21 protein-coding genes, 1 tRNA gene and 1 other RNA gene are annotated in these 25,033 nt (G+C 59.1%); 13 read left to right on the forward strand and 10 right to left on the reverse strand.

Annotated features, from left to right (window positions below; genetic code table 11):
- Window positions 1–52: 52 nt before the first annotated feature.
- The 5 genes from EII30_RS04190 to EII30_RS04210 all read right to left on the reverse strand — a co-directional run bounded on the left by EII30_RS04190 (window position 53) and on the right by EII30_RS04210 (window position 5,926).
- Window positions 53–3,064: a bifunctional [glutamine synthetase] adenylyltransferase/[glutamine synthetase]-adenylyl-L-tyrosine phosphorylase gene (locus EII30_RS04190; RefSeq protein WP_124886070.1), complete on the reverse strand. Its 3,012-nt coding sequence runs from the start codon at window positions 3,062–3,064 to the stop codon at window positions 53–55.
- Window positions 3,065–3,069: 5 nt separating this feature from the next.
- Window positions 3,070–4,407 carry a glutamine synthetase family protein gene (locus tag EII30_RS04195; protein ID WP_124886071.1) on the reverse strand — a complete coding sequence of 446 codons (1,338 nt, stop codon included), beginning with the start codon at window positions 4,405–4,407 and terminating at the stop codon, window positions 3,070–3,072.
- Window positions 4,408–4,421: 14 nt separating this feature from the next.
- Window positions 4,422–4,625 (reverse strand): methionine aminopeptidase, encoded by a 204-nt coding sequence (locus EII30_RS04200; RefSeq protein ID WP_124886072.1) that lies wholly within the window; start codon window positions 4,623–4,625, stop codon window positions 4,422–4,424.
- Between the two features lie 67 nt (window positions 4,626–4,692).
- An RNA gene (rnpB, locus tag EII30_RS04205) (RNase P RNA component class A) lies at window positions 4,693–5,079 on the reverse strand.
- 31 nt (window positions 5,080–5,110) lie between these two features.
- Window positions 5,111–5,926, reverse strand: a complete 816-nt coding sequence (locus EII30_RS04210) for a Nif3-like dinuclear metal center hexameric protein (protein ID WP_124886073.1) — start codon at window positions 5,924–5,926, stop codon at window positions 5,111–5,113.
- Between the two features lie 147 nt (window positions 5,927–6,073).
- Between EII30_RS04210 and EII30_RS04215 the strand changes: the two genes are divergently transcribed.
- The 3 genes from EII30_RS04215 to EII30_RS04225 all read left to right on the forward strand — a co-directional run bounded on the left by EII30_RS04215 (window position 6,074) and on the right by EII30_RS04225 (window position 9,385).
- Window positions 6,074–7,516, forward strand: coding sequence for a glyceraldehyde-3-phosphate dehydrogenase (locus tag EII30_RS04215; protein ID WP_124886074.1), 1,443 nt, complete (start codon window positions 6,074–6,076; stop codon window positions 7,514–7,516).
- Window positions 7,517–7,568: 52 nt separating this feature from the next.
- Window positions 7,569–8,432 carry a universal stress protein gene (locus tag EII30_RS04220; RefSeq protein WP_124886075.1) on the forward strand — a complete coding sequence of 288 codons (864 nt, stop codon included), beginning with the start codon at window positions 7,569–7,571 and terminating at the stop codon, window positions 8,430–8,432.
- Window positions 8,433–8,674: 242 nt separating this feature from the next.
- Window positions 8,675–9,385 carry a YceI family protein gene (locus EII30_RS04225; protein WP_124886076.1) on the forward strand — a complete coding sequence of 237 codons (711 nt, stop codon included), beginning with the start codon at window positions 8,675–8,677 and terminating at the stop codon, window positions 9,383–9,385.
- Between the two features lie 137 nt (window positions 9,386–9,522).
- On the opposite strand, the gene EII30_RS04230 is transcribed toward EII30_RS04225, so the two are convergent.
- Both EII30_RS04230 and EII30_RS04235 read right to left on the reverse strand, forming a co-directional pair.
- The gene (locus tag EII30_RS04230) at window positions 9,523–9,912 is read right to left on the reverse strand and encodes a hypothetical protein (protein ID WP_124886077.1); all 390 of its coding nucleotides are present in this window, start codon (window positions 9,910–9,912) and stop codon (window positions 9,523–9,525) included.
- A gap of 47 nt (window positions 9,913–9,959) precedes the next feature.
- On the reverse strand, window positions 9,960–10,946 hold the full coding sequence (locus EII30_RS04235; protein WP_124886078.1) for a siderophore-interacting protein: 987 nt from the start codon (window positions 10,944–10,946) through the stop codon (window positions 9,960–9,962).
- Between the two features lie 167 nt (window positions 10,947–11,113).
- Between EII30_RS04235 and EII30_RS04240 the strand changes: the two genes are divergently transcribed.
- Together EII30_RS04240 and EII30_RS04245 are read left to right on the forward strand one after the other, a co-directional pair.
- A complete protein-coding gene (locus EII30_RS04240) occupies window positions 11,114–11,629 on the forward strand; it encodes a hypothetical protein (protein WP_124886079.1) in 516 nt (171 codons plus the stop codon).
- Entirely contained in the window at window positions 11,626–14,196 is a 2,571-nt protein-coding gene (locus EII30_RS04245) for an ATP-binding cassette domain-containing protein (protein WP_124886080.1), read from the forward strand. The genes EII30_RS04240 and EII30_RS04245 overlap by 4 nt, the downstream gene beginning before the upstream one ends.
- A 75-nt stretch (window positions 14,197–14,271) precedes the next feature.
- Here the strand turns inward: EII30_RS04245 and EII30_RS04250 are convergent.
- Together EII30_RS04250 and EII30_RS04255 are read right to left on the reverse strand one after the other, a co-directional pair.
- A tRNA-Val gene (locus EII30_RS04250) sits at window positions 14,272–14,345 on the reverse strand.
- A gap of 129 nt (window positions 14,346–14,474) precedes the next feature.
- Window positions 14,475–14,948 carry a redoxin domain-containing protein gene (locus tag EII30_RS04255; RefSeq protein WP_124886081.1) on the reverse strand — a complete coding sequence of 158 codons (474 nt, stop codon included), beginning with the start codon at window positions 14,946–14,948 and terminating at the stop codon, window positions 14,475–14,477.
- 92 nt (window positions 14,949–15,040) lie between these two features.
- On the opposite strand from EII30_RS04255, the gene aceE reads away from it, so the two are divergent.
- From aceE to EII30_RS04295, 8 genes are all read left to right on the forward strand, one after another.
- The gene (gene aceE / locus EII30_RS04260) at window positions 15,041–17,767 is read left to right on the forward strand and encodes a pyruvate dehydrogenase (acetyl-transferring), homodimeric type (RefSeq protein ID WP_124886082.1); all 2,727 of its coding nucleotides are present in this window, start codon (window positions 15,041–15,043) and stop codon (window positions 17,765–17,767) included.
- A 102-nt stretch (window positions 17,768–17,869) separates the two neighbouring features.
- On the forward strand, window positions 17,870–19,072 hold the full coding sequence (locus EII30_RS04265; RefSeq protein ID WP_124886083.1) for a CdaR family transcriptional regulator: 1,203 nt from the start codon (window positions 17,870–17,872) through the stop codon (window positions 19,070–19,072).
- 77 nt (window positions 19,073–19,149) lie between these two features.
- On the forward strand, window positions 19,150–20,115 hold the full coding sequence (locus tag EII30_RS04270; protein WP_124886084.1) for an ACP S-malonyltransferase: 966 nt from the start codon (window positions 19,150–19,152) through the stop codon (window positions 20,113–20,115).
- Complete coding sequence (locus tag EII30_RS04275) at window positions 20,112–21,116, forward strand: beta-ketoacyl-ACP synthase III (RefSeq protein ID WP_124886085.1); 1,005 nt, start codon at window positions 20,112–20,114, stop codon at window positions 21,114–21,116. Before EII30_RS04270 ends, EII30_RS04275 begins: the two co-directional genes overlap by 4 nt.
- A 72-nt stretch (window positions 21,117–21,188) precedes the next feature.
- On the forward strand, window positions 21,189–21,434 hold the full coding sequence (locus EII30_RS04280; protein WP_124886086.1) for an acyl carrier protein: 246 nt from the start codon (window positions 21,189–21,191) through the stop codon (window positions 21,432–21,434).
- A 95-nt stretch (window positions 21,435–21,529) separates the two neighbouring features.
- Window positions 21,530–22,768, forward strand: a complete 1,239-nt coding sequence (locus tag EII30_RS04285) for a beta-ketoacyl synthase (protein WP_124886087.1) — start codon at window positions 21,530–21,532, stop codon at window positions 22,766–22,768.
- 35 nt (window positions 22,769–22,803) lie between these two features.
- Entirely contained in the window at window positions 22,804–23,409 is a 606-nt protein-coding gene (locus EII30_RS04290) for a PadR family transcriptional regulator (protein ID WP_124886088.1), read from the forward strand.
- Between the two features lie 38 nt (window positions 23,410–23,447).
- Window positions 23,448–24,629: an MFS transporter gene (locus tag EII30_RS04295; protein ID WP_233569274.1), complete on the forward strand. Its 1,182-nt coding sequence runs from the start codon at window positions 23,448–23,450 to the stop codon at window positions 24,627–24,629.
- A gap of 95 nt (window positions 24,630–24,724) precedes the next feature.
- Here EII30_RS04295 and EII30_RS04300 read toward each other — a convergent pair whose 3' ends face one another.
- Window positions 24,725–24,901 carry an XRE family transcriptional regulator gene (locus EII30_RS04300; protein WP_124886089.1) on the reverse strand — a complete coding sequence of 59 codons (177 nt, stop codon included), beginning with the start codon at window positions 24,899–24,901 and terminating at the stop codon, window positions 24,725–24,727.
- Window positions 24,902–25,033 lie beyond the last annotated feature (132 nt).

Here is a 25,033-nt window from a genome sequence, read left to right on the forward strand (position 1 = left end):
GCTAGCAGCCGCAAGCAACAGGGGTGGATCCACACGGATCCGCCCCTGTTTGTTAATAGCCGTAGTCTGCCCCGGCGCTGACGCCCTCACCGAAGAACTCGCGCTCAAACACGCGGCGCGCTTTTCTCGCGGTTGTTAGCCAGCGCTCCTCTAGCGCGGTTGTGTGATCGGGCGGTAGGCCGAGGATCCGCGCGATGCCCTCAAGCTCGAAACGGTTGTGAGAGAGCACGTCGGTGCTCCTGCCGAGCCACAGTTTCTCGGCGGAACGCAGTGAGCTTGCCAGCCGCCACGCCTCCCGCAGCCTGTCGGCGTCGGTTGCCTCACACAGTCCCTCTTTCACGGCAACCTCAAGCGCCGCCAGCGTGCTGGTGGTTTTAAACTCGGGGATCCTCGCCGCACACTGCAACTGCCACAGCTGCACAAGCCACTCGGTGTCAGAGATACCGCCCGGTCCCAGCTTCAGATGCCGTGTCGGTTCGACGCCGCGCGGCAGCCGCTCGCTCTCCATACGCGCCTTCAAAAGTCGAATCTCGCGCATATCGGTTTCGCTCAAACCCGCCTCCGGGTATCGAACCGTGTTCGCGATGGCGATAAACTCCGCCCCCAGCTCGCCACTGCCGGCAATCGGCCGGGCACGCAGCAGCGCCTGCGCCTCCCAGGTGAGCGACCATTTTTGATAGTAGGCGGCGTACCCCTCTAGTGTCCGGGCAAAAGCACCGTTTTTACCCTCGGGGCGCAGATCGAAATCCAATTCGACGGGGAATCGCGGATCCGCCACCAGCGCTTTCAACTGCTGCACCAGATGCTCGGCATCCCGCCTCGCCTCGGCACGCTCGGGCACTGCCCGGTAAACCACGATCAAATCCAGGTCGGAGCTGAACCCGAGTTCCTGACCACCAAACCTGCCGAGCGCGATCAGCGAAATCTCTAGCCCGCTGTAGCGCGGATCCAGCCGCTGCAGCTGCTCAAGCAGGACCTCCAGCAGGGCGCTGTGGGCTGCGTCGAGCCCCATCGCAACAGCGGCCTCGTCGTTAACGCCAACAACCCTGCCCATTGCGAGCCGCAGAATCTCGCGGCGGTGGATTGCACGCAGCTGCTCAGCAACCTCCCCAATCACTTCACGGCGCTGCGCAACGGCGCGCATCTCGTCAAGGATCAGACTGTGGGAGCGTGGCCGCAGTGTCTCGTCACTCTCCAACCAGGCGACCGATTCCGGCCTTGTTTCAAGCAGGTCAGCGGTGAAACGTGATCCAGACAGGATAGCGGTTAAACGCTCAGCAACCTCGGTGCCGTCGCGCAAAAGCCGAAGATACCAGTGCTGTTTAGCGTTCGCGTCGCTGATCCGGCGGAAGGCAACAAGCCCGTAATCGGGGTCAGCCCCTTGCGCAAGCCACTGCAGCAGCACCGGCAAGAGGTTTCGCTGAATTGTGGCGCGCCGGGAGGTGCCGCTTGTGAGCGCGCCAAGGTGCGCAAGCGCGCTCTGTGGATCCCTAAACCCGATGCTGCTGAGCCGCTCGGCCGCAGCCTGGTTGGTGAGCACAAACTCCTCTGTGCCGAGGCCTGCGACAGCGCTGAGAAGCGGCGCATAAAAAATCTTAAGGTGGAGGCTGCGCACCCTGATCTTGTTGTGTTCCCAGGCGTTAACCATCTCGCTTGCGCCCTGGTAGCCGCTCGCGCGGGCGAGTATCCGCTGCGCATCCTCATCACGGGGCATCAGCGCGGTGCGCTGTAGTTTGCGCAGTTGCAGCCGGTGCTCCAAAACCCGCAGCTCACTGTAGGCGATAATCAGTTCCTGGCCGTCGCTGCGCGCAATATAGCCGCCCGCGATCAGTGCCCTGAGCGATTCGAGAGTGCCCCGCAGCCGCAGCGATTCATCAATTTCGCCGTGCACAAGCTGCAGCAGCTGCACACTAAACTCTACGTCTCGCAAGCCGCCGGGGCCGAGTTTTATCTGATAGTCAATATCCTCGGGGTCGAGATACTCGGTGACGCGCTCGCGCATCCGCTGCACACTGCCAACGAAATCCTCCCGCTGTCTGGATGCCCAAACGAGTGGCCGGGTGGCTTCAACGAACGCCTCACCGATCGCCATATCGCCGGCGATCGCCCGCGCCTTTAACAGCGCCTGAAACTCCCACGCCTGCGCCCAGTTGTTGTAGTAGTTGAGGCACGAGCCGAGGGTTCGAACGAGCGGACCGTTCTTCCCCTCCGGTCTGAGGTTCGCGTCCAACTGCCAGAGCGGCGGCTCAATCGCCGGATCGTGAATCACCCGCATCGTCTCGGACGCCAGCCGAGTTGTCGCTTTTAGCAGCGCATCACCCTTCAGCGCCCCTTCAGTCTGCAGCTCGTCGGTGATAAAGATCACATCAACGTCGGAGACCACGTTTAGTTCCTGCGCCCCGCACTTACCCATCGCAACAATCGCGAGCGGCGCCTGTTTAGCGTGCTCAACCGGAATCGGCAGCCCATTCCCTTGCCCAGCAACGAGCGTTGCCCTGGCAATCTCCAGCGCAACAGAGATCGCGCCCGCAGCGAGCTCAGACAGCGCGACACTGATCCGCTCAAACATTGCTGCGCCGTTAACCGCCGCCGACCCTTCAAGGTCCGCGCAAACAACCGCCGCCAGCAGCTCGCGGTAGCGAATCCGCAGCGCGTTCCAGCCCGCCGCCCCGGTTTTTATTGCGGATCCGTCAGCCACCGCCGCTTTCAGCTCCTCGGTGATCTGGTGCTGCTGCGGAATAAATCCGCCCTCTTTTTGAAAACGCGTAAGCGACTGCGGGTTTCGCTGCCAAAACTCGAGCAGCGCCGGGGACGCTCCCCCGACCAGGCAGAATCGCTGCCACTGCTCGGGTGTGAAACCGCGAAGCTGCCCCTGGTCTGCAAGCACGAGCGTGTGATTGAGCGCGGTGTCGGGATCCGCCGCCAGCTCAAAATAGCTGAGCAGCTCGACTGTTTCAATCCCGGTTTTGTTAGCTAGTTCGCCGAGCATTTCACGGGCACGTGACAGCTCTGCAAAGCCCGCTTTTGCGATCAGGCTGAGGGTTAAACCGGCGGAGCGTGTCATAGGTTTTATAGCCGGTCGAGGTTGTGTTCCAGCTCCCAGGGCGTGACCTGTCTGCGATACTGGTCAGCCTCGTTGTATTTATCACGTAGGAAGTAGGCGAATGCCTGCTCCCCGAGCGCATCCGCAACCAGGTCGGAGTTCTCCATAACGTGCAGTGCCTGGTCGAGACTTCCCGGCAGCGCGTCAACGCCCATTGCGCGGCGCTCCAGTCGGGTGAGCTCCCAAACGTTCTCCTCCGCCTCGGGCGGCAGCTCGTACTCCTCCGTTATCCCCTTCAGACCAGCGGCGAGCAGCACCGAGTATGCCAGGTAGGGATTGCAGGCGCTGTCGATTGCGCGGTATTCGATTCTGGCGCTGCTGGCTTTACCGGTTTTAAAGCTCGGCACGCGAACAAGCGCGGAACGGTTGAGGTGACCCCAGGCGGCGTAGGAGGGCGCCTCATCGCCTCCCCACAGGCGCTTGTAGGAGTTAACGTACTGGTTTGTGACGGCGGTGATCTCGCGGGCGTGTTTTAACAGCCCTGCAACGAAGCGGCGGCCGGTCACCGACAGCTGATATTTCGCGCCCGGATCGTAAAAGGCGTTCTGCTCCCCCTCAAACAGTGACAGATGGGTGTGCATACCAGAACCCGGGGCATCAGCAAAGGGTTTCGGCATAAATGTTGCTCGCACGCCCTGGGAGATCGCAACCTCCTTCACAACCGCGCGGAACGTCATAATGTTGTCCGCCATTGTTAGCGCGTCAGCGTAGCGCAGGTCAATCTCGTTCTGGCCGGGGCCGCCCTCGTGGTGACTGAACTCGACGGTGATGCCGAGATCCTCTAGCATGTTAACGCTTGCACGCCGAAAATCGTGGGCTGTGCCACCCGGCACATTGTCAAAGTAGCCTGCACGGTCGACGGGAATCGGCTCACCGTTAACACCGGTCTCGTTCTTTAACAAATAGAACTCGATCTCGGGATGGGTGTAGAAGGTGAAACCCAGATCCTCTGCCTTCGCGAGCTGCTTTTTGAGCACGTGGCGCGGGTCAAAAACCGCGGGTTCACCGTTTGGGGTGCGGATGTCGCAGAACATGCGCCCGGTTGGTTCAACGCCACTGCGGTATGGCAGCAGCTGGAAGGTGCTCGCGTCCGGCACAGCCAAAAGGTCAGACTCGAAGGCTCGGGTCATTCCCTCAATCGCGCTGCCGTCAAAACCGATACCCTCACTGAACGCGCCCTCAACCTCTGCCGGGGCGAGCGAAACCGATTTTAGTGTTCCCTGAATATCTGCGAACCAGAGCCGCACAAAGCGCACATTCTTCTCTTCGATTGTGCGCAGCACATTATCCCGCTGTTTAGACATCTTTGGCCCGGTGTCTAGTCTTCTGCTTCTTCTTCGGCAGCCCACTCGGCTGCGCGCTGTTTCGCCAGATCCATCGCGCCTGCTGCCTGCTCAGCTGTATCGAAGGGACCCATCCGGTATGGCGCAGCAGACTGCTTACCCTGCTCAACCTGTCCTGTCTTGGTGTTAAACCAGTATTGCAGTTCAGGATCCTCAATACCCCAGTCTTCTGTAGCCACAACGCCTCCTTCAAGACAGCACGAGTTGATAAACGTTCTTAACAACTAGCCTATCGGATTTGGGTGTGATGTGGGCTAGATCATACGCCGGGTTCTGTGCGGTGACACCCGCGGGTGTCACCGTGACAGCTATCTATCTCGGCTTACCGTTACCGGATAAGCTCTAGCAACCTACCCGAGCACTTTCAGCGGGGCGCCTAATAGCGTGCTCTACATGGTCTTGCTCCGAACGAGGTTTACCTAGCCGCCTGTGTCACCACAAACGCTGGTGGTCTCTTACACCACCCTTTCACCCTTACTGCGCCGAAAAAATCAGCGCAGCGGTCTACTCTCTGTTGCACTTTCTCGCGGGTTACCCCGGGTGGCCGTTAGCCACCGTTCTCCCCTGCGGAGCCCGGACGTTCCTCGGTAGCGCAGGTAAAACCGGCGCTAACGCAGCTGTCTCACCAGCCCACATCACCCTTAAAGTCTATTACCTCACAGTGTTAAACACGAAACACCCACGGATCAGTGTTGATCTCGCTGACCGTGATGGTTATCTCCGGCAGCAACTCACCCAGCTGCTTTGCCGCGGTTGCAAGCCACAGCGACTCGGCCGCCCAGTGAGAAATGTCGATCAGCGCTGGTCCTCCGGCAACCAGGTGCTGTTCGAGAGCCTCCTGCGCCGGGTGGTGACGCAGGTCACTCGTGACATACACATCGGCGGTCAACACCCGCTGATTGTTTAGCAGGCTGTCTCCCGCTCCGCCGCACAGCGCAACCCGTTTCACCATTTGCTTTTCGGATCCAGCAACCCTGACGCCGCCCGCTGTTTCCGGCAGAATCTCCGAGAGCATCTCAGCAAACTTTCGCAGCGGTAGCGGATCCGCCAGCTCACCAACCCGGCCAATCCCTGTCTGCTCAGTCTCGCCGGGTTCAAGCGGCTCCAGGTTATTTAGCCCGAGGCGGTGAGCGATCTCTGCCGATACGCCCTCCATTGCCTGGTCTGCGTTGGTGTGCGCGGCGATCTGTGCAATGTTTGCCCTGATTAGCGCGGCGGCGAGGGATCCCTTCGCGGTGTCTTCGGCGAGGCTGTGCACACCGCGCAAAAGCAGCGGGTGGTGGGTTAGCAGCAGGTCTGCTCCGCGCTCTTTTGCCTCGGCGACGATCTGGCGTGTGACGTCAACCGCCAGCAGCGCATGGGTTACCGGCTGTTCGGGGTTGCCGATTGCCAGCCCCACCCGGTCCCAGCCAGCTGCCGTTGACTCGTCCCAGAGCTGGTTGATGGTCTGCCTTACTTCGCGGAGTGTGTAACTTGCCATAGTTTCTAGATTAGTCGCTTGCCACCGTTCACACACCGCAAACTTATAGCGCTTCTCCAGTTTGCTCTGAGATAATTACTGTGTGACCGAAGCAGGCACCGGCGGGCAGGCCGTTCTTTTGTTCAAGTCCCAGAAATGTTAGGTACCATGACCCAAAAATCACTTGACCACCTTGATAACTGGAATCAGAAAGTGCAGCTTGCTGAAGAGCTGATACCCCTGATCGGAAACCTCTACCGCAACAACGATATTGTGCTGTCTGTTCACGGTCGCACTCTCGTTAGCAAGTCCCCGATCGAAATTATTGGCGCGCACCGTTTTGCTCGCAAAATTGATGAGGTTGAGCTGCCTCTGGAGGCTTCTAGCGCTATTGTGAAGGCGCTGGTTGAGCTTAACCCAGAGAATCCTGTTTCACTCGACCTTGCGCTGTTGCAGAGCGGCTTTGAGCAGCACGGCGGTGACTTAAAAGAGTACCTGGCTGAGCAGATCGCGGCCGCGAACCCAACCCCCGCTCCTACTGGCACAGATGTTGTGCTCTACGGTTTTGGGCGGATCGGCCGTCTGCTCGCTCGCATTCTGATCTCCCACACCGGCAGTGGTAACGGCCTCAACCTGCGTGCGATTGTTGTGCGCAAGGGCAGCGAGAACGACCTTGACAAGCGTGCTAGCCTGCTGCGTCGCGACTCTGTTCACGGCCCGTTCAACGGCAGCATTGATGTGGATCACGAAAACAACGTACTAATCGCCAACGGTGTCCGCATCCAGGTTATCTACTCAAACGATCCAACCACCGTTGACTACACCGCATACGGTATTAACGACGCGATCGTGGTTGACAACACTGGCCGCTGGCGTGACGAGGCTGGCCTGGCTCAGCACCTTGAAGCTCGCGGTGTTGCTCGCGTGCTCTTGACCGCACCCGGCAAGGGCGATCTGAAGAACATTGTTTACGGCATCAACCAGGATGTGATCACCCCGGAGGATAAGATCCTTTCGGCTGCATCCTGCACAACCAACGCGATCACCCCGGTTTTGAAGGTTATCAACGACAAGTACGGTGTGAAGCACGGCCATGTTGAGACCGTCCACTCATACACTAACGACCAGAACCTGATCGATAACTTCCACAAGGGTGACCGTCGCGGACGCGGCGCGGCTCTCAACATGGTTATCACCGAGACCGGTGCTGCTAAGGCTGTTGCTAAGGCACTGCCTGAGTTCGCTGGCAAGCTGACCGGTAGCGCGATCCGCGTCCCAACCCCGGATGTGTCACTCGCGATCCTTAACCTGCAGCTTGAAAAAGCTGCTGATCGTGACGAACTGAACAACTACCTGCGTGATATTTCACTCACCGGTAAGCTTCGTCCACAGATCGACTATGTTGAGTCACCGGAGATTGTGTCAACCGATTTTGTTGGCTCAAATCGCGCTGGTGTGGTTGACGGACTGGCAACCATTATCACCTGCGACACCGCAATTGTTTATGTTTGGTACGACAACGAGTACGGCTACAGCTGCCAGGTTGTGCGTGTACTCGAGAACATCGCAGGTGTTCACCCCGTTCATATTCCTGCGACTTCAGAGCAGTAGCAGCAAACCCCTGCGCTGGTCTTAAAAACGCCTACCCTAGAAAGGAAGCAAAATGGCTGAAAAAATTGTTATCGGAGTTGACGGCTCAGAACAGAGCAGGGCGGCACTGCGCTGGGGTCTTGAGCGCGCAAAAAGCCACAAAGCAACGGTTGAGCTGTTGCACGTCACAGACGATTCGTTTCTTTCTGACTCCCCTGCCTTCCTCTCTGAGGGGCAGCGGATCAGTGAAAAGCTGCTAGCCGCCGAGATTGAGCACTGCCGTGAACTCGGCTATAGCGGCGATATTGAAAGCACCGCCGTTGTGGGTCACCCGGTTGCTGAGGTTGAGAAAGCTTCCAAGCGCGCCGACCTCGTGGTTTTGGGCGCCCACCACGGCGGCAAGCTCGCGGGCAGCTTCTTTGGCACCCGCGCGGTTAAGATCGCTGCTGTTGCTCACTGCCCGGTCGCGGTTGTGCCGCTGATTGAAGAGGAGCCGACCAAGGGCATCGTTGTTGGTGTTGACGGATCAGAGTCATCACGGCTCGCGGTTGCAACCGCCGCTGAGGAGGCAAGCAAGCGCGGTGTTGAACTGCACGCAGTCTATGCGTGGATGACGCCGATCACCCCCGGGTTTGAGAATCTGTGGAGTGACGAGCTGCTCAACGCACAGCGTGAGGCCGCTGAGGAGGCGATTGCGATCGGCACCGCCGGTATCAGTACTCGCTACCCTGATCTCACGATTAAGCGGGAGATTATGCAGGATCCACCGGTTACCGCGCTTGTGAAGGCAGCGACCGGGGCGACCGCGCTCGTTGTTGGTAGCCGCGGCAGGAACGCGATCTCTCGTCTGCTTTTGGGATCCGTCAGCCACGGTGTTTTACAGTCACTGCCATGCCCGGTGATTGTCACACGCGAGGTTGCCAAGCGCGCAAACTAGCTAGCTTAGTCGCATAGCTACAGCAGCCGAAAACCTGCTCAGCGGATCGCTGAGTCTGCTGTGACAGCTAGAGAGGGCGCGGTGGGAGAAGACTCCTGCCGCGCCCTTTGCTGTGCTCACGGCTAGCGTCCTTCCGCTATCCGGGAAAACCGCCTTGACCGGAAGAATAAGCGTTACAATTTTCAGCTTTTTGTCATCTAACACACATACTCCGCATGATTTGCGAGAGCAAAATAGCAGTTATGCAAAAGAAGACAAAAGTAGCACTAATTACAATTGGCAGCATTATTGCTTTGGGGGTGATTGCGGCTATCGCTGTGCCACCTATCTACAGCAACTTCGTGTCGAGGAACGCCGCGGATAGACCGAGCGTCACCGCATCCTCCGGTGATAGCAGTTCAGAGGGCAGCTCTAGCGATTCCGGCAGCGACTATGCCGGCACTTGGAACATTAAAACCGGTTCTGAGGCTGGCTACCGCCTCAACGAGGTTCTCAACGGCACCGATGTTGTTGTGACCGGCCGTACCAGTGACGTCACAGGCACTCTCACCATTGACGATGACAACAAGACTCTCAGCGCCGCAGAGATTGAGGTTGATGTTACAACCATCAAAACAGACAATGACAGGCGTGACAACTATTTCAGAACCAACACGGTTAACACCGCAGAAAACCCGAAGGGCACTTTTAAGCTCACCAAACCGGTGACGCTGAAAGAGGAACTGACCGGTAGCGCGGTTGTGACAGCGGAGGTGACCGGTGACCTGACACTAAACGGTGTAACTAAAGAGGTGACCTTAAACGTGGATGTCGCCAAAAAGGGCAGCAACATTCAGGTTGCGGGTGTTATCCCAATCACCTTTGCCGACTACAACATTGAGGCTCCAAGCCTCGGGTTTGTGTCGGTGGAGCCAACCGGTGACGTCGAGTTCCAACTGCTTGCAAACAAGTAGTTCCAGCTGCTGCAAACAAGCAGTTAATGCCCGCTCACAGCTTTACCAGCTTATGAAGCGAGTAGATTCAATAGCGAAACTAAAAGCTGTGGGGTGCTATCAAAACGGTAGCACCCCACAGCCTTGCCTGCTGAAAACTATGCCTGCTTCTTCATAAACTCTAGCCAGGCAAGCACAGCGCTTGCACCAACGGTTAGGACAGCACCTATCTCAATTGCCAGGTGTGCCGCAGACTCATTCACTGAGCTGAAAAACAACCCGGTTGCTCCCAGCAGCAGACCGGCCGCAATCACGAACACGATCGCTCGTTTGCTCAGTGCAATATTCTCCCCTGCCGCTTTCCGCTTCTGCAGCAGGGGAACCTCAACCCGCAGGTAGGTAACGGACACAATTGCTGCGCCGAGAAGGCAAACAATCGCCTGCAACAGATAGTTTTCGAAAGCCGCGGCAGTAAAAGCCAAGACGAGTGATATTAAACCGGTTGAGATAACCAGTGTGACGTACCACTTAGGAAGCCTGCTCACCATTGTAAAGCTCCTTCTATAAGATGTTTACCTGTTTTTGTATTTTATTTCTAAACACCATCCTCTTCGAATCGGCGCTCCAGCTCCGAGAGGTCACCACCGGACGCAAGGGTTTCACGCACCTGCCGCATCCGATTTACGTCAAGCGCTGTTGTTGTCAGTCCCCGTTTCCAGTAGCCATAAACCTGCGTGTTCTGCTTGGCAAAGCCCAGCGTTTTCCGAGTGTGGGTGCGCAACGGTTTCATCTCCGCCGTTTCACCAGCAGCCCAGACAGACTCAAGCCCCGACCAGTCACGAGCCGTGAACTCGTTTGCGAGCTGGCCCGGATCCGCACCCGCCATAATAACCTCAACCCCCTCTAGGAAGTCGTAATTGTGGTCAAGTTCGTCGGCGGGAGCGCTCGTGATTAGTCCGGCAACCAGCTCAGTCGGGGTGGTGCGCAGAATACTGAGGGCAGCGGGGAGGGCGGTTGCGTCCGCAATGAACACGGTTTTGGTGCCTGCCAGCGGCACCCGATGCTGCTGCGGCGCCCAGGTGTAGATTGTGTCATCGACGGCAACCCGCTCTAGCCAGCGCATCACAGGCGAGGTGGATCCGTGCGTTACGAAATCAATCGCGATCTCCCCCGTCTCCGCAGACACCTCCGCAACCGTGTAGGCGCGTGACGCAGTCTCCGGGGTGCCGTCAATCCCGGCAAACTCTTCAGGCTGCACCGGTATTTCCAGCCGCATAGCAACGTTCGGGGCGGACCAGTCAGCCAGCGTTGAATCAGCTCCCAGCTTGAACCAGATCCGCCGCAGTTGTTTACCTCGCTGCTCAAAACGGGTGACGATTAGCGTGCGAAAACCCTGTTTACCGTAGGTGCGCTGCAACTGGTTTTTAGCCTCACCAGCGGGCGTTTCGACGGCTGCATATGTGTGATCTTCACCGTCGTGGTGGTGATCTTCACCGTCGTGGTGGTGGTCTGATTCCTCACGAACCATGGTCAACAGCTGATCAATCTCAGCGGCGGTGATATTCAGACTGCTTATCGGCATTATTTTCCCCTCATCGCGATAACACTCGCGGGTTTCTGCCCCGCAAAGCTGTTGTGAACGGTGGTTGCTGCGTCCACCATCAAAAGAATTGACAACAGAATATTTTAGTTACTACTGTTAGTATGCACAACCGAGTTAGGCTTGTCTTACCTAAATAAGGAGAAGCAGTGAAGAGATCTAAATGGCTTACCACCCGCTCACTGATGGCGTGTGTGGTGCTGGGCGTTATCGGAGCAGTGTTCACCTGGTTAGCAATAGCCCTAAACGCTGTGCTCGCCTCAACAGTTGCGTGGCTCAGCGCTCCCCCTCCGCTGCCGTTTGCTGTGGGCTCGATTATCGCAGCCCTGCTGATTCGCAAGTCCGGTGTTGCAGCCCTCACCGGTTTAGTAACCGCCATAATTGGTTTCGGTGCGATGGCACTGCTCTGTGCACTGGTTGTTGAGCTTGCAGTGTGGCTTGGCAAACCACTTCTGAAACCGGTTCCAGGCGATCTCGTCAACAAACGGGTACTCATCTGGTCTCTGATCGGTGGTTTCGCCTACGGTGTCGGGGTTTCGAGCGGTATTTTCATGGTCGCCGCCCTGCGAGATACGCTACCGCTTGAACTTTTACTGCTCGGTTCCGCCATTAAAATCGCCATCGGTGTCATCTACGGTCTTTTGTCATTCCTAATCGTGAAATGACTCTTCAAAGCGGGAATCAACCCGCAGGGACTCCCGCTTCACACTACCCCAGCACCGCAGGCAGCGTGATCCACCCCAAAAACACAATGCAAGACAGCGTCGTAATCTCCAGTCTGACCGTCGGTTACGGTGACTCAAAACCGGTTATCTCAAATCTGAATCTCAGGCTCACGCGCGGGTCATACACGGTGCTCGCGGGGCCGACCGGGTGCGGTAAATCTTCGCTTGTGCTGGCTCTCACCAATATCCTCGGCACCTCGGTTCCCGGGTATGTGAACGGCGAGATAATCGTGAACGGGCAGCCGCTCAATGAACTGACCGCGTTGGAACGCTCCGCCCTGGTCGCCTGTATGTGGCAGGAACCGAGCCGTCAGCTGATCGGTAAAACCGTGTTCAACGAGGTGTGTCTTGCCCGGGAGTATCGTGGCGAATCCCCCGCCGAGGTTGACCGGCGCGCCGAAGCAGCGCTTAACATGGTTGGGCTTTCGCACCTTGATCGTGAGCAGGATCCGCTCACCCTCTCCGGTGGTGAACAACAGCGACTCGCGCTCGCCGCGGTGCTCACCCAGGAAGCGCCGCTGCTGCTGCTTGACGAGGCGACAGCAGCGCTCGACAGTCGCGCGGCCGAGCAGTTCCGCAGCGCGCTCGCGGTTGCGCGTCAGCAGCGGGAACTGACGGTGCTCGCAATCGATCACAGCCCCCAGGCACACTATGGGCTGGCGGATCGCCTGCTCCTGCTCAATCAGGACGGCGAGCTGGTGAGCGACAGCACCCCGGAGACTGCCTGCGAAACCCTGCAGCAGCGGGCATCACAGCTGGGCGTTAGACTCCCTCAACACTGGCAGGCGGCGGATCCGCAAAGCCAGTGGCAGCGGTATGCCCCGCACCGCGCTGGTGAGGCAGTGTCTACCGCACCCGCACCGGCTGCTGGGGCGAGGAGCCTGGTCGCTGGTGCATCGGCCTCGACTGCTGACTCGCCTGACGCGCCTGACTCGCCTGACTCACCCGGAGTGCCCGCATCGTTAACGGTCGCAAACCTCGCTGTCGCCGTGCAGGAGACCCGCTCAGTGCTTCCCTGGAAGGCCAGAAAAGCACAGTCAGAGACACCGAAACAGCTTCTGCTGCCAACCTCGCTGCACCTGGTGCCTGGTGATTCGCTCGCGGTGAGGGGCGCAAACGGCAGCGGTAAAAGCACCCTGCTGCAGGCGCTAGCAGGGGCGCTGCCCTCTCGTAGATTCTTGTTTAGCGGATCCATCACACCCGAAAACCCGGCACGAATCGCCGCCGGGATCGGCTATTTGGAGCAGGGTGCAACCCAGCTGTTTCTGGAGTCCAGCGTGGAAGCTGAGATCGCCCGAGCAGCCACTGTCAGACGGTGCGGTAGCATTCAGGAGTTACCGCCCGACAAACAGCAGCACGCGCTTGAGCTGCTTCGGATTGAGGGGCTATCTGAACAGCTTAAACAGCATCCGCTGAGACTCTCCGGCGGGCAGCGGCAGCGTCTGCAACTGCTATGCACGGTGATCGCTGAACCCTGGCTGTTGCTGGTTGACGAACCGAGCAGCGCCCAGGATCGCACCGGCGCAGCCCAGATCGCCGAGCTGCTCGCCTGGCGTGCCGAGGGTCGAATCACAATCGCGGTCACACACGATCCCGAACTGGAACTGCCCGGTAATGTCACCTCGCTGGTTCTCGAGGCCACGAATCCCACCGCAGCAGCCGCGAATCCCACCGCAGCAGCCGCGAATTTCACCGCCGCACCCGCTGCAGCCGCGAATCCCACCGCCTCACAGCACCCGCAAGCATCTAACCAGAGCCCGCGAGTGCCGCTGCAGGAGCGCAGCAAACAGTTCCTTGGCCGGTTTGTTCACTCGCTGACGCTGCTTGCAATCCTCACCGCACTGGTCTCGTTCGCGATCCGCAGCCCAAACCTGCAACAACTTGTAGCAACCGCGATCCCGCTAATGCTTTTGGGTCTGGGCATGGGGATTCAGCAGCTGCTGAGAACCATCGCCATCTCCGGTGTGGTTGGGCTGGTGATCTGGTGCGGAACCGTCACCTGGCTAAAACCCGCGAACGGCAGCTCGGAGCGGCTTGTCGACTGGTTGCCAGTAACAACCGCGCAAGCGCAGGCGGCGCTGCTACCAGCTGCACAGTTTACAGTGCTGGCGATGCAGTTCATTGTGATAATGAGCTATGTGCAGTGGGCCAGGGTCGCCGACACACTGATCTGGCAGTTCCGCGTCCCCTACCGGGTGATTGACGTGCTCGGTTTTGGCGACCGCTACGCAAGCCTGCTGAGGCAAGATATGCGGCGGATCCGCCAGCGCAAGCAGCTACTGCAGCGCAAGCCCGCGGGCTGGTTCAGCGGTGGTTTCTCAACGATTATGGCGGCGCTCTCCTCCGCGCTAAGGCACAGCGAGGACGTTGCGAACGCGCTTGACGCTCGCGGGTTTGGGAGCACCCGTACTCGCACGGTGAGGCATCACGCCAGGGTAAGACCCCACGACTACCTGCTGCTGGTTGCTGTGGTAGCCGGGATGGTGCTGCTCGCGGGCATCCGCTAGTTGGCAGACCCCGCGGGCACCCGGATCCGCTAAGGAAAAACAAAAAAAAGACCGGCGAAAACCGGTCTTGTTTTGTGCGCCCGGAGAGGCTCGAACTCCCGACCCCCTGGGTGTAAACCAAGTGCTCTAGCCAACTGAGCTACAGGCGCTAATTCGCTGCCGTTTTTGGCAACTCAATAACTATAGCAGGCACAAAATAAGAAACGCAAATCAGGCGTGTCACCCTTTGTTTTCAAGGGAATCAGCGACGCTCGCGAGCTGGCCGAGCAGCGACACGCTCAATCCTGCTGAGCAGAGACACTCTTAAGCGCCCGCAGATAGTCGTCGAGGCTGCGCTTGGTGCCCGGCAGCGCGGTGAAACGTTTCAGCAGCACCCCGTCGGATCCAATAAACACCGTTGTGCGGGTGGCGTGGCCCCGTTCGGCATTAAAAGCGCCAAACTGTTTAGCAACCGCGCCGTGCGGCCAAAAGTCGGAGAGCAGCTCGAAGCTTAAACCCTGCTGCTCGCGGTACTCCCTGGGCGCGTGCGGCGAGTCAACCGAGACGGCCACGAGCGTCACACCGGCCGCTCGAAAACGATCAAGTCGCTGTTCAAGCTCTGTCAGCTCAGCGGAGCAGACAGGCGAGAACGCGAGCGGGAAGAACACCAGACACACGGGGCCGTCAGCCAGTTTGGCTCTCAGGTTAAAGCTCTCCGCACGGTGGTTTTGCAGCGTAAAATCCCTGACCATCCGCCGTTTTTTTCCAAGCATATTCACTCCCTCAATCCCAGCTAAACATAGTAGGCTAATACCTAGCAAGTTTTATCCAAAACGACCGTTTGCTCAAACATCGAAGGAGCATAATGCCCGTAAATATCCAGGACCCATACGCGCCAGACCAGCCAGATATGGATCCACAGGAGACCGCCGAGTGGCAAGAATCACTCGAGGATCTCGCTCGTGTTAAAGGCCCAGGCCGCGCCCGCGAAATTATGGGCAGTCTCTTGGCTAAGTCACGCGACTTGCACCTGAATGTTCCGCAGGTTCCAACAACCGACTACATCAACACAATCGCCTCCGAGAACGAACCCGAGTTCCCCGGCGACGAGCAGCTGGAGCGCGAGTACCGCTCCTACATCCGCTGGAACGCCGCGATGCTCGTGCACCGCGCCCAGCGTCCCGGTATTGAGGTCGGTGGCCACATCTCAACCTACGCCTCATCCGCATCTCTCTACGAGGTTGGCTTCAACCACTTCTTCCGCGGGGCGGATCACCCGGGTGGCGGCGATCAGGTGTTTGTGCAGGGCCATGCCTCCCCCGGTATCTACTCGCGTGCATTCCTGGAGGGCCGTCTCAGCGCGACAGAGCTTGACGGTTTTAGGCAAGAGGTTTCACAGCCTGGCGGCGGTATTCCAAGCTACCCGCACCCGCGGCTGATGCCAGATTTTTGGCAGTTCCCAACCGTGTCAATGGGTCTCGGCCCGATTAACGCGATCTACCAGGCACAGTTCAACCGCTACCTCACCAACCGCGGGATTAAGGACTGCAGCGACCAGCACGTCTGGGCGTTCCTCGGTGACGGCGAGCTTGACGAGGTTGAAAGCCGCGGTCAGCTGCAGGTTGCGGCAAACGACGGACTCGATAACCTAACCTTCGTGATCAACTGTAACCTGCAGCGGCTTGACGGTCCGGTGCGCGGTAACGGCAAAATTATTCAGGAGCTGGAGAGCTTCTTCCGCGGTGCGGGCTGGAACGTTATCAAGGTTATCTGGGGTCGCGAGTGGGATGACCTGCTAAACCGCGACCACGAGGGCGCGCTGCTCAACCTGATGAACACAACCCCAGACGGTGACTTCCAGACATACAAGGCGGAGAGCGGCGCCTACGTTCGCCAGAACTTCTTTGGCCGCGATCCACGCGCCCTGAAACTCGTTGAGGACTACTCAGACGATCGCATCTGGGGCTTACGACGCGGCGGTCACGACTACCGCAAGGTGTATGCCGCGTTTAAGGCCGCAACCGAGCACAGGGGTCGCCCAACCGTGATCCTCGCCCACACGATTAAAGGCTACGGTCTCGGCTCACACTTTGAGGGTCGCAACGCAACCCACCAGATGAAAAAGATGACGCTCGATGATCTGAAACTGTTCCGTGACACAATGCGGATCCCGATCTCCGACGCCCAGCTTGAAGAGAACCCGTATCTGCCTCCGTACTACCGCCCAGACGAGAACTCTGAGGCGCTGCGCTACATTCGTGAGCGGCGTGAGGCACTCGGCGGCTACTTGCCAAAGCGCACCGCGAAACACATTGATGTTGCGCTGCCTAAGGACAAAACCTACGCCGTCACCAAGAAGGGATCAGGTCAGCAAAAAGCGGCGACCACAATGGTTTTTGTGCGTCTCTTGAAGGATCTGATGCGCGATAAAGAGTTCGGGCCACGCTTCGTGCCAATCATCCCCGATGAGGCGCGCACCTTCGGTATGGACTCCTACTTCCCAGCCTCCAAGATCTACAACCCGCACGGCCAAACCTACACCTCTGTTGACCGTAACCTGCTGCTCGCCTACAAGGAGAGCGAACAGGGTGTGCTGCTGCACGTTGGTATTAACGAGGCCGGTGCCTCTGCTGCGTTCACCGCGGCCGGCACCTCCTACGCAACCCACGGTCAGCCGATGGTTCCGATCTACATCTTCTACTCGATGTTCGGTTTCCAGCGCACCGGCGATGCCCTGTGGGCTGCCGGCGACCAGATGGCGCGCGGCTTCCTGATCGGCGCAACCGCGGGCCGCACAACCCTAACCGGTGAGGGTCTGCAGCACGCTGACGGTCACTCGCCGCTGCTCGCCTCAACCAACCCGGCGGTAATCTCCTACGATCCCGCCTACGGTTACGAGATCGGGCACATTATTCAGGCGGGTCTTGACCGCATGTATGGCGGCAACCACCCGGATCCAAACGTCATCTACTACCTGACCGTTTACAATGAGCCGATTATTCACCCCGCAGAACCAGAGGATGTTGACGTAGAAGGAATTGTGCGCGGTATTCACCGTGTTCACAAGGGTGAGGACGCCGAACTGCGGGCGCAAATCCTCGCCTCCGGTGTTGCTGTTCCGTGGTCGATTGAGGCGGCGGAACTGCTGCTGCAGGACTGGGGTGTTTCAGCTGACGTCTGGAGCGTCACCAGCTGGTCAGAGCTCTACCGTGACGGACTCGCAGCGGCAAAGACCGCGTTCAATAATCCGAAGGATCCGGCACCTGTCCCCTACCTCACCGCGAAACTGCGGGACGCTAAGGGGCCGTTCGTTGCAGTCAGCGATTTCGAGACCGGCGTGCCTGAGCAAATACGCCAGTTCGTTCCCGGCGACTACTCGGTGCTCGGAGCGGACGGTTTCGGTTTCAGCGACACTCGCGCGGCAGCACGCCGCCACTTCCGCATCGACCGCGAGAGCGTTGTCTACAAGGTGCTGCAGCGGCTTGCTGCGGAGGGTAAAATCGCCTCAGATATTCCGGCTAAGGCATACGAGAAGTACCGCCTCGACGATGTAAACGCCGGCACAACCGGCAGCGCTGGAGGCGACAGCTAGCAGGCTGACCACACGACAAAACAGGATGGTGGGTTATTCCATGGGGTTCAACACAACAGCACGGAATAACCCACCTTGCGTCTTCTATCGCACAGTAAAACCATGAAACAGCAGCAACAAACCACCCCGACAACCGCCGACAAGGCGACCGAGCTGAGCTGGCTCAGGCACTCAGCCGGCGATATGTCGACGCTGTCGCTGCGACGCATGGCCGACAAACTCACCTGGTTCTCACAGATGCCCGCGAGCAGGCGCAGCACCGTCGCGCTCGTAGCCCAGGCAGGCATCGAATCATTCATTAACTGGTATGCGGATCCAACAACCACGCCGTGGATAGCGAGCGACGTGTTTGGTGCGGCGCCGCGTGAACTGGTCCGCAGCATCAGCCTGCAAGAAACCCTGCAACTAACCGAGATCGTGGTTGACGTGCTAGAGGAGCACATTGCTGAACAGAGCAGCGCTATGCGCGAGGCGGTGCTGCGGTTCTCCCGCGAGGTGGCGTTCAGCGCGGCGCACGTCTATGCCCGCGCGGCTGAGGCACGCGGGCTGTGGGATGCCAGGCTTGAGGCGCTGATTGTTGACTCGATCCTGAACGGATCCGCTGACGAGGCGCTGCCGAGCAGGCTGTCTGCGCTGGGTTGGCGTGGCCGCGGCAAGGCGTGCGTGGTGATTGGGCAGGCAAACCAGCACAGCGACCTTGACGAGATCCGCCGGATTGCCAGGAAAGCGGGCTGTGACATCCTGATCTCTGTGCAGGAGCGGCGGATGGTGATTGTGTTGGGTGTTATAGAATCCAGCCCGAACGAGAAAAGCGCCGTTGAGACACTGTTTGCCGAGATTACACAGGCGATTAGCGAGCAGACAATGCCGGATCGACCATATGTTATCGGGTCGGCTGTTGAGTCACTTAGCGCCTCCCATCTCTCTGCAAAAACTGCGCTGAGCGGGGCTGTAGCCTCGTCTGCGATCCCGAACCCGGGAAGGCCGATCCACGCCGACGAGTTACTACCTGAGCGGTCACTCGCAGGCGACAGAACCGCGAAACAGACGCTCTATCAGCGGATCTATCTGCCGCTGTTAAAGAGCTCACCGGAGCTTTTAACAACCCTCAGCAAGTATTTTGAGACCGGCCGGTCGCTCGAACAGACGGCGCGGGAGTTGCGGATCCACACCAATACGGTGCGCTACAGACTAAAGAAAATCAGTGAGATAGTGGGCTGGCAGCCGAGCGAGCCGCGCGACGCTTTTGTGCTGCAGACCGCGGTAATTATCGGGAAAATCCACTCAAACAACTCTGACCTGTAGGGTTCCTACAAAAACGACCCGCCAAATTTGTCGTTAATATGTAAGGTTTTTCGTCAAAAATCTGAGACACTATTTAGGTGATTGTAGTTTCATGTCCCGGCCAGGGCTCCCAAAAACCAGGCTTTTTAGCAGAGTGGCTGCAGGATGATGCAGCAAAGCAGTGGCTGACTGAGGTCAGTGACCAGATCGGCATTGATCTGGTGAAGCACGGCACTGAGAGTGACGAGGAAACGATCCGCAGCACCGAGATCGCCCAGCCGCTGATTGTCGCAGCCGGCATCCTCGCGATTAACGCGCTCCGCGACGAGATCGAGACACTTCCCGCAGAGCAGCAGGAGGCGATTAACGCCAGTCTGCGTTTCGCGGGCCACTCGGTTGGTGAGATCACCGCGGCATACGGCGCTGGCGTGTTTGACGCCGCAACAGCCGTCCGGTTTGTTGCGCAGCGCGCAAAGGCGATGCAGCAGTGCGCAAACGCAAACCCGAGCGGCATGAGCGCCGTGCTCGGCGGTGACCCAGACAGCGTTACCGCTCACCTTGAGTCGCTCGGGCTCGCGCCCGCAAACTTCAACGGCGCAGGCCAAATCGTCGCTGCCGGATCCCACGATAACCTCGCGACCCTCAACAGTAACCCGCCCGCGAAGGCGCGTGTTATCCCGCTGAAGGTCGCTGGCGCGTTCCACACCGCGATTATGGCTCCCGCGAGGGATGAACTCGCCGCAACTGCCGCAGAGTTTGCGGTGGCGGATCCGCACCACCCCATCTACACCAACGAGGACGGCTCGCTGGTTACGAGCGGTACCGAGTTTAAGGCGAAGCTGATCTCGCAGGTTGCGTCACCGGTTCGCTGGGATCGCTGCATGGACGCTTTTGCCGTGGACGGCATCACCGCGCTCGTGGAGCTCGCACCAGCCGGCGCACTCGTCGGCCTGGCAAAGCGCAGCCTGAAAACCACCCCGGCAAAACGCCTAGATAGCCCATCCGACACCGCGGTGACGGTAGAGTTTATAGCGGAACATCTAACCCCTGAGCAGGAGGCATAACCGTGGCGCAATTGCAGCAATTCCATGGCCCGGCTGGTTCACGCATCTACTCGCTTGGCGCAGCACGCGGTGAGCGATTGGTCACCAATGACGAGCTGATTGAGCCAATCAACTCCTCTGATGAGTGGATCCGCCAGCGCACCGGGATTATCACCAGGGCGCGCGGCACCGCTGAGCAGAGCGCCTACACTCTCGCGGCCGCGGCCGCCAGTGAGGCAGTTGAGAAGGCCGGAATCGACCCGAAAGAGATCGGCGCGGTGCTTGTTGCGACAATCAGCAATGTGCAGCAGTCACCGTCTATTGCGGCGCTGGTTGCCGACCACGTTGGTGCAACACCGGCGGCGGCCTACGATCTGAACGCCGCGTGTGCCGGTTACTGCTACGCGGTTGCGCAGGCTGACGCGCTGGTTCGCTCCGGCCAGGCCAAGTATGTGCTGGTTGTCGGTGCCGAGAAGCTGTCCGATGTTGTGGATCCAACCGACCGCACCATCTCGTTCCTGCTCGGTGATGGGGCAGGTGCCGCGCTGATCGGCCCAGCCGATGAGCCAGGAATCGCCGCTTCGGTGTGGGGGTCTGACGGCTCCCGGGCTGGCGCGGTTGGAATGAACCACACGCTGATTGAGTTCCGTGACGGCAAGAGCGAGTGGCCAACCCTCAGACAGGACGGCCCGTCAGTGTTCCGCTGGGCAGTTTGGGAGATGGCGAAGGTTGCGCGTCAGGCGCTGGAGGTTGCCGGTGTCACCGCCGACGATCTCGCCGCGTTTATCCCCCACCAGGCAAACATGCGGATCATCGACGAGTTTGCAAAACAGCTCGGTCTGTCCGAGAGCGTACTTATCGGTCGCGACATCGCCGAAACCGGTAACACCTCAGCCGCTTCGATTCCGCTGGCAACCCACCGGCTGCTCAGCGAAAACCCGGAGCTGAGCGGCAAACTGGCTCTGCAGATCGGCTTCGGAGCTGGCCTTGTTTACGCGGCGCAGGTTGTGCGGCTGCCGTAGGGCTAAGCACAGAATCTAACTAAACAAGATAAACTCATATTGCAGTAAATCAACCAAACCAAGGAGAAAACCATGGCACACACATCTGAAGAGGTACTCGCGGGTCTTGCTGAGCTCATCAACGACGAGACCGGCATCGCACCAGAGGTTGTAGCGCTTGAGAAGTCATTCACCGATGACCTCGACATCGACTCAATCTCAATGATGACCATCGTTGTGAACGCTGAAGAGAAGTTCGACGTGAAGATCCCAGACGAGGAAGTACAGAACCTCAAAACTGTTGGTGACGCGGTTAACTTCATCGTAAACGCTTCATAATTTAAACCCTGGCGGGTATCCGCCACCTGTGGCTGTGCTGCGTCTGCGGCACAGCCACACAACATAATTGTTAACAATACTCGGAAGCAGCAACAATGACTAAGATTGTAGTTACAGGCATCGGAGCAACCACCCCGCTCGGCGGAACCGCAAAAGCATCATGGGATGCACTGAAACAGGGCGTTTCAGGTGTTAAAACCCTAACCCACGACTGGGTTAAAGAGTACGACCTTCCTGTAACATTTGCCGCAGAGGCAGCGGTGCGCCCAGACGAGGTACTGCCACGGCCAACCGCTAAACGCTTGGACCCGGCAAGCCAGCTGGCGCTTGTTGCTGCAATCGAGGCTTTTGAGGACGCTGGTTCACCAGAGGTTGAGCCGGAGCGCCTCGGCGTTGATTTTTCAACCGGTATCGGCGGCGTCTGGAGCCTGCTCGACGCCTGGGATACACTGCGGGAGCGCGGCCCTCGCCGGGTTATGCCGCTGACCGTGCCAATGCTGATGCCAAACGCCGCAGCCGCAGCCGTCTCCATGCACTTTAACGCTCGCGCCTACGCCAGAACCGTTGCTTCGGCCTGTGCGTCCAGCACCGAAGCCCTGTCAAACGCCCTGGATGACCTGCGCGCCGGGCTTGCAGACGTTGTGATTGCCGGCGGCACCGAGTCCGCGATCCACCCGATCACAATCGCTGCGTTCTCATCAATGAAGGCACTGTCAACCCGCAACGACGATCCGGCAGCGGCGTCACGCCCATACAACACAGACCGTGACGGTTTTGTCATGGGTGAGGGTGCTGCGGCGCTCGTGCTCGAAACCGAGGAGCACGCAAAAGCACGCGGCGCACACATTTACGCGGAACTCGCCGGAGCTGGCGTAACCGCCGATTCTTACCACATCACCGCCAACGACCCGGAGGGTCTCGGGGCAGCTCGCGCGGTTGAGGCTGCGCTCGCCCAGGCTGGCGCAAGCGCTGACGATGTTACCCACATTAACGCGCACGCAACCAGCACCCCGGTCGGCGACATCGCCGAGTACGCGGCGCTGCACCGCGTCTTTGGCGACAGAGTAAAAGAGATCCCTGTTTCTGCGACAAAGAGCGCAACCGGCCACCTGCTCGGCGGCACCGGTGCACTCGAGGCGCTGTTCACCGTTTTGGCGGTGCAAGAGCGGATCGCGCCACCAACCATCAACCTCACCAACAAGGACCCAGAAATCCCGCTGACCGTTTCAGGAGAGTGCCAGAGCCTCGGCGACGGCGAGCAGCTGGCGATCAGCAACAGCTTCGGATTTGGTGGACACAACGCGGTTGTTGCCTTCCGCAGCTACAACAGCTAGTTTTCACACGGCTGGCTTGGTTTAGCTGGTGTGCAATGTCACTGATCAGGCACGGAATTGTGGCGCTAACCGGTCTTGGACCGGTGTACGGGCTGCAACTGGGCAGTGAAATTGCTGCGCGCACCGGCCGCCAGCTAAACCCCGGCCAAATCTATTCAACGCTCGCCCGCTGCCAGCGTGACGGACTAATCACCGAGGTCGCAAAAACCCACGACAACCTCGCCCTGTTCGCAGCCACCCCCGCAGGCCTCGAAAGCACAGCGCAGTGGTTTAACAGCGTCGAGTGCGACTGGGAACAGATGGTTTTCCAACTCTCCCTCGCACGCACCCTCCCCGAGCAGCTGCTGCCCGCACAGCAGCTCACAGACCTGATCAGCAACTACCGGCGTGCCTGGCAGAGCGTGCTGGGCAGCGCTGGTCACGAGCTGGGTCACCCAAACACCGCAGTCCCTGCCGGGCCTGACCTCGACCGCGCCGCCCCTGATGAGCGCCGACCCGGCTACCCCGTTTGGTTAGACGCTGAACAGCAGCTCGCACAGGCCGCGATTGGGTGGCTGGACGGGCTTGCAGCGGTGGGGGCGGATCCGCGCCCCCTGCCCCAGGTGCGCCCGCGTCGTGGCCGCAAACCCAATCAGGCGTGAATTAGCGCGGCCCCCGCAAAAGGCGCTACAATATTCTGGTGCCAAAAACAAAGATGCCACGCGAAATTTGGGCTCTCATCGCCTCAAACTTCTGTGTAGCACTCGGGTACGGCGTTGTTGCCCCGATTATTCCGCAGCTGGTTACCTCGTTCGGCGTCACGTTCGCCGCCGCCAGCATGATCACCAGTATCTTCAGTCTTGTGCGACTAATTAGCAGTCCAGGCGCTGGCTGGCTCTCACGCATTATTGGTGAGCGGACCCTGTTCCTGCTAGGCCTGCTCATCGTCGCCGTCTCAACCGGCCTCTGCGCGATCGCAAACGACTTTTGGACGCTGCTTGCGATGCGCGGAGTTGGCGGTATCGGCTCTGTTATGGCGACTATCGCGACCACATCGCTTGTGATTAAACTCTCCCCCGAACTATCGCGCGGCAAGGTCGCGAGCTATATGGGGTCGAGCTTCCTGCTCGGAAACCTGTGCGGTCCCGTGGTCGGCAGCCTCGTACTCAGTTGGGGTTTTCGCGCTCCATTCGTGTTTTACGCGGTACTGCTCGTGGTTGCTGCGCTCACCGTCTATATTGCGCTGCACAAGAGTGACGTCGGCAAGCGCCGCACCCCAGGGTCGCCCAAAACCGCCGCTATCACACTGCCCGAGGCGCTACAGCAGCACAGCTACTGGACGCTGCTTGTCTCGTTCTTCACGCTCGGCTGGTCAAGCTGGGGTGTTAGGGTTGCGACCGTGCCGCTGTTTGTTACAGCAATGGTGTCTGAAGACAATGCTGCCCCCGGCTGGGTGCTGTTCGGGTACGCCGCCGGTAACGCGCTGCTGATCATCCCGTCCGGCCGCTGGAACGACATTATCGGCAGGAAGCCACTGATTATTCTCGGCAGCATCTGCGGCGGGATCGCGTTTATTGCGCTGCCGTACAGTGGGACGCTGTGGGCGGCGATCACGATTATGGCGGTCGCCGGTGCCGGATCCGCCCTCACAAACCCGGGACTGCAGGCAGCCCAGGCAGACATTGTTGGCAAGCGTTCCGGCGGTCAGGTTGTCGCAACAACCCAGATGACAACCGACATCGGCGGAGTTGTTGGCCCGCTGCTTGCTGGCCTAATCGTTGACGCGAGCGGCTTCCATCTCGCCTTCATCGTCACCGGCGCGCTGCTTTTGTTCGCGGCTGGATCCTGGCTGTTCGTGCCGGATACCAAGCCACGGCGCTAATCCCCCGCCGCCAGCTGGTGGATCCAATTCCACGGCAGAGCGTAACCGCCCTAGCGCTGTTCTCGGGTGGAGACTGCTTGTTGTTCTGCCAGTTATCATCGCCAGTTACCGCGTCCGGGGCGGCTTGCGTTCCAAGCATCAATCGTTTCGGGTAACCATCCGCGGGTTCTACCAATAAGTGCGTCAGGCTCAGGCAGCTTGTAGTGCATCAACGCTCCGAGCGAGACACCAATGCGCGCGGCGACCTCACCCGATGATAGATATCTAATCATTTACTCTCACTACCTTTCGACTCACGCAGCCGCACAACAGCTATGTCGGTGACGGTCGAAAAGTAGCCCAAAATGACGGGCGAAAAGTAGCCCAACAAACGTACTGCTATTCTACCTCTGTTCTAGCTACAT

Source organism: Leucobacter sp. OH1287, assembly GCF_003859945.1.
Taxonomy (GTDB): Bacteria; Actinomycetota; Actinomycetes; order Actinomycetales; family Microbacteriaceae; genus Canibacter.

What these genes read in the sequence shown, in the direction of transcription:
- EII30_RS04235 (WP_124886078.1), bottom strand. Translation starts at nt 10,946, where the DNA reads ATGCCGATAAGCAGTCTGAATATCACCGCCGCTGAGATTGATCAGCTG.
- EII30_RS04220 (WP_124886075.1), top strand. Translation starts at nt 7,569, where the DNA reads ATGGCTGAAAAAATTGTTATCGGAGTTGACGGCTCAGAACAGAGCAGG.
- EII30_RS04300 (WP_124886089.1), bottom strand. Translation starts at nt 24,901, where the DNA reads ATGATTAGATATCTATCATCGGGTGAGGTCGCCGCGCGCATTGGTGTC.
- EII30_RS04245 (WP_124886080.1), top strand. Translation starts at nt 11,626, where the DNA reads ATGACTCTTCAAAGCGGGAATCAACCCGCAGGGACTCCCGCTTCACAC.
- EII30_RS04190 (WP_124886070.1), bottom strand. Translation starts at nt 3,064, where the DNA reads ATGACACGCTCCGCCGGTTTAACCCTCAGCCTGATCGCAAAAGCGGGC.
- EII30_RS04195 (WP_124886071.1), bottom strand. Translation starts at nt 4,407, where the DNA reads ATGTCTAAACAGCGGGATAATGTGCTGCGCACAATCGAAGAGAAGAAT.
- EII30_RS04280 (WP_124886086.1), top strand. Translation starts at nt 21,189, where the DNA reads ATGGCACACACATCTGAAGAGGTACTCGCGGGTCTTGCTGAGCTCATC.
- aceE (WP_124886082.1), top strand. Translation starts at nt 15,041, where the DNA reads ATGCCCGTAAATATCCAGGACCCATACGCGCCAGACCAGCCAGATATG.
- EII30_RS04290 (WP_124886088.1), top strand. Translation starts at nt 22,804, where the DNA reads ATGTCACTGATCAGGCACGGAATTGTGGCGCTAACCGGTCTTGGACCG.
- EII30_RS04215 (WP_124886074.1), top strand. Translation starts at nt 6,074, where the DNA reads ATGACCCAAAAATCACTTGACCACCTTGATAACTGGAATCAGAAAGTG.
- EII30_RS04225 (WP_124886076.1), top strand. Translation starts at nt 8,675, where the DNA reads ATGCAAAAGAAGACAAAAGTAGCACTAATTACAATTGGCAGCATTATT.
- EII30_RS04210 (WP_124886073.1), bottom strand. Translation starts at nt 5,926, where the DNA reads ATGGCAAGTTACACACTCCGCGAAGTAAGGCAGACCATCAACCAGCTC.
- EII30_RS04265 (WP_124886083.1), top strand. Translation starts at nt 17,870, where the DNA reads ATGAAACAGCAGCAACAAACCACCCCGACAACCGCCGACAAGGCGACC.
- EII30_RS04285 (WP_124886087.1), top strand. Translation starts at nt 21,530, where the DNA reads ATGACTAAGATTGTAGTTACAGGCATCGGAGCAACCACCCCGCTCGGC.
- EII30_RS04230 (WP_124886077.1), bottom strand. Translation starts at nt 9,912, where the DNA reads ATGGTGAGCAGGCTTCCTAAGTGGTACGTCACACTGGTTATCTCAACC.
- EII30_RS04255 (WP_124886081.1), bottom strand. Translation starts at nt 14,948, where the DNA reads ATGCTTGGAAAAAAACGGCGGATGGTCAGGGATTTTACGCTGCAAAAC.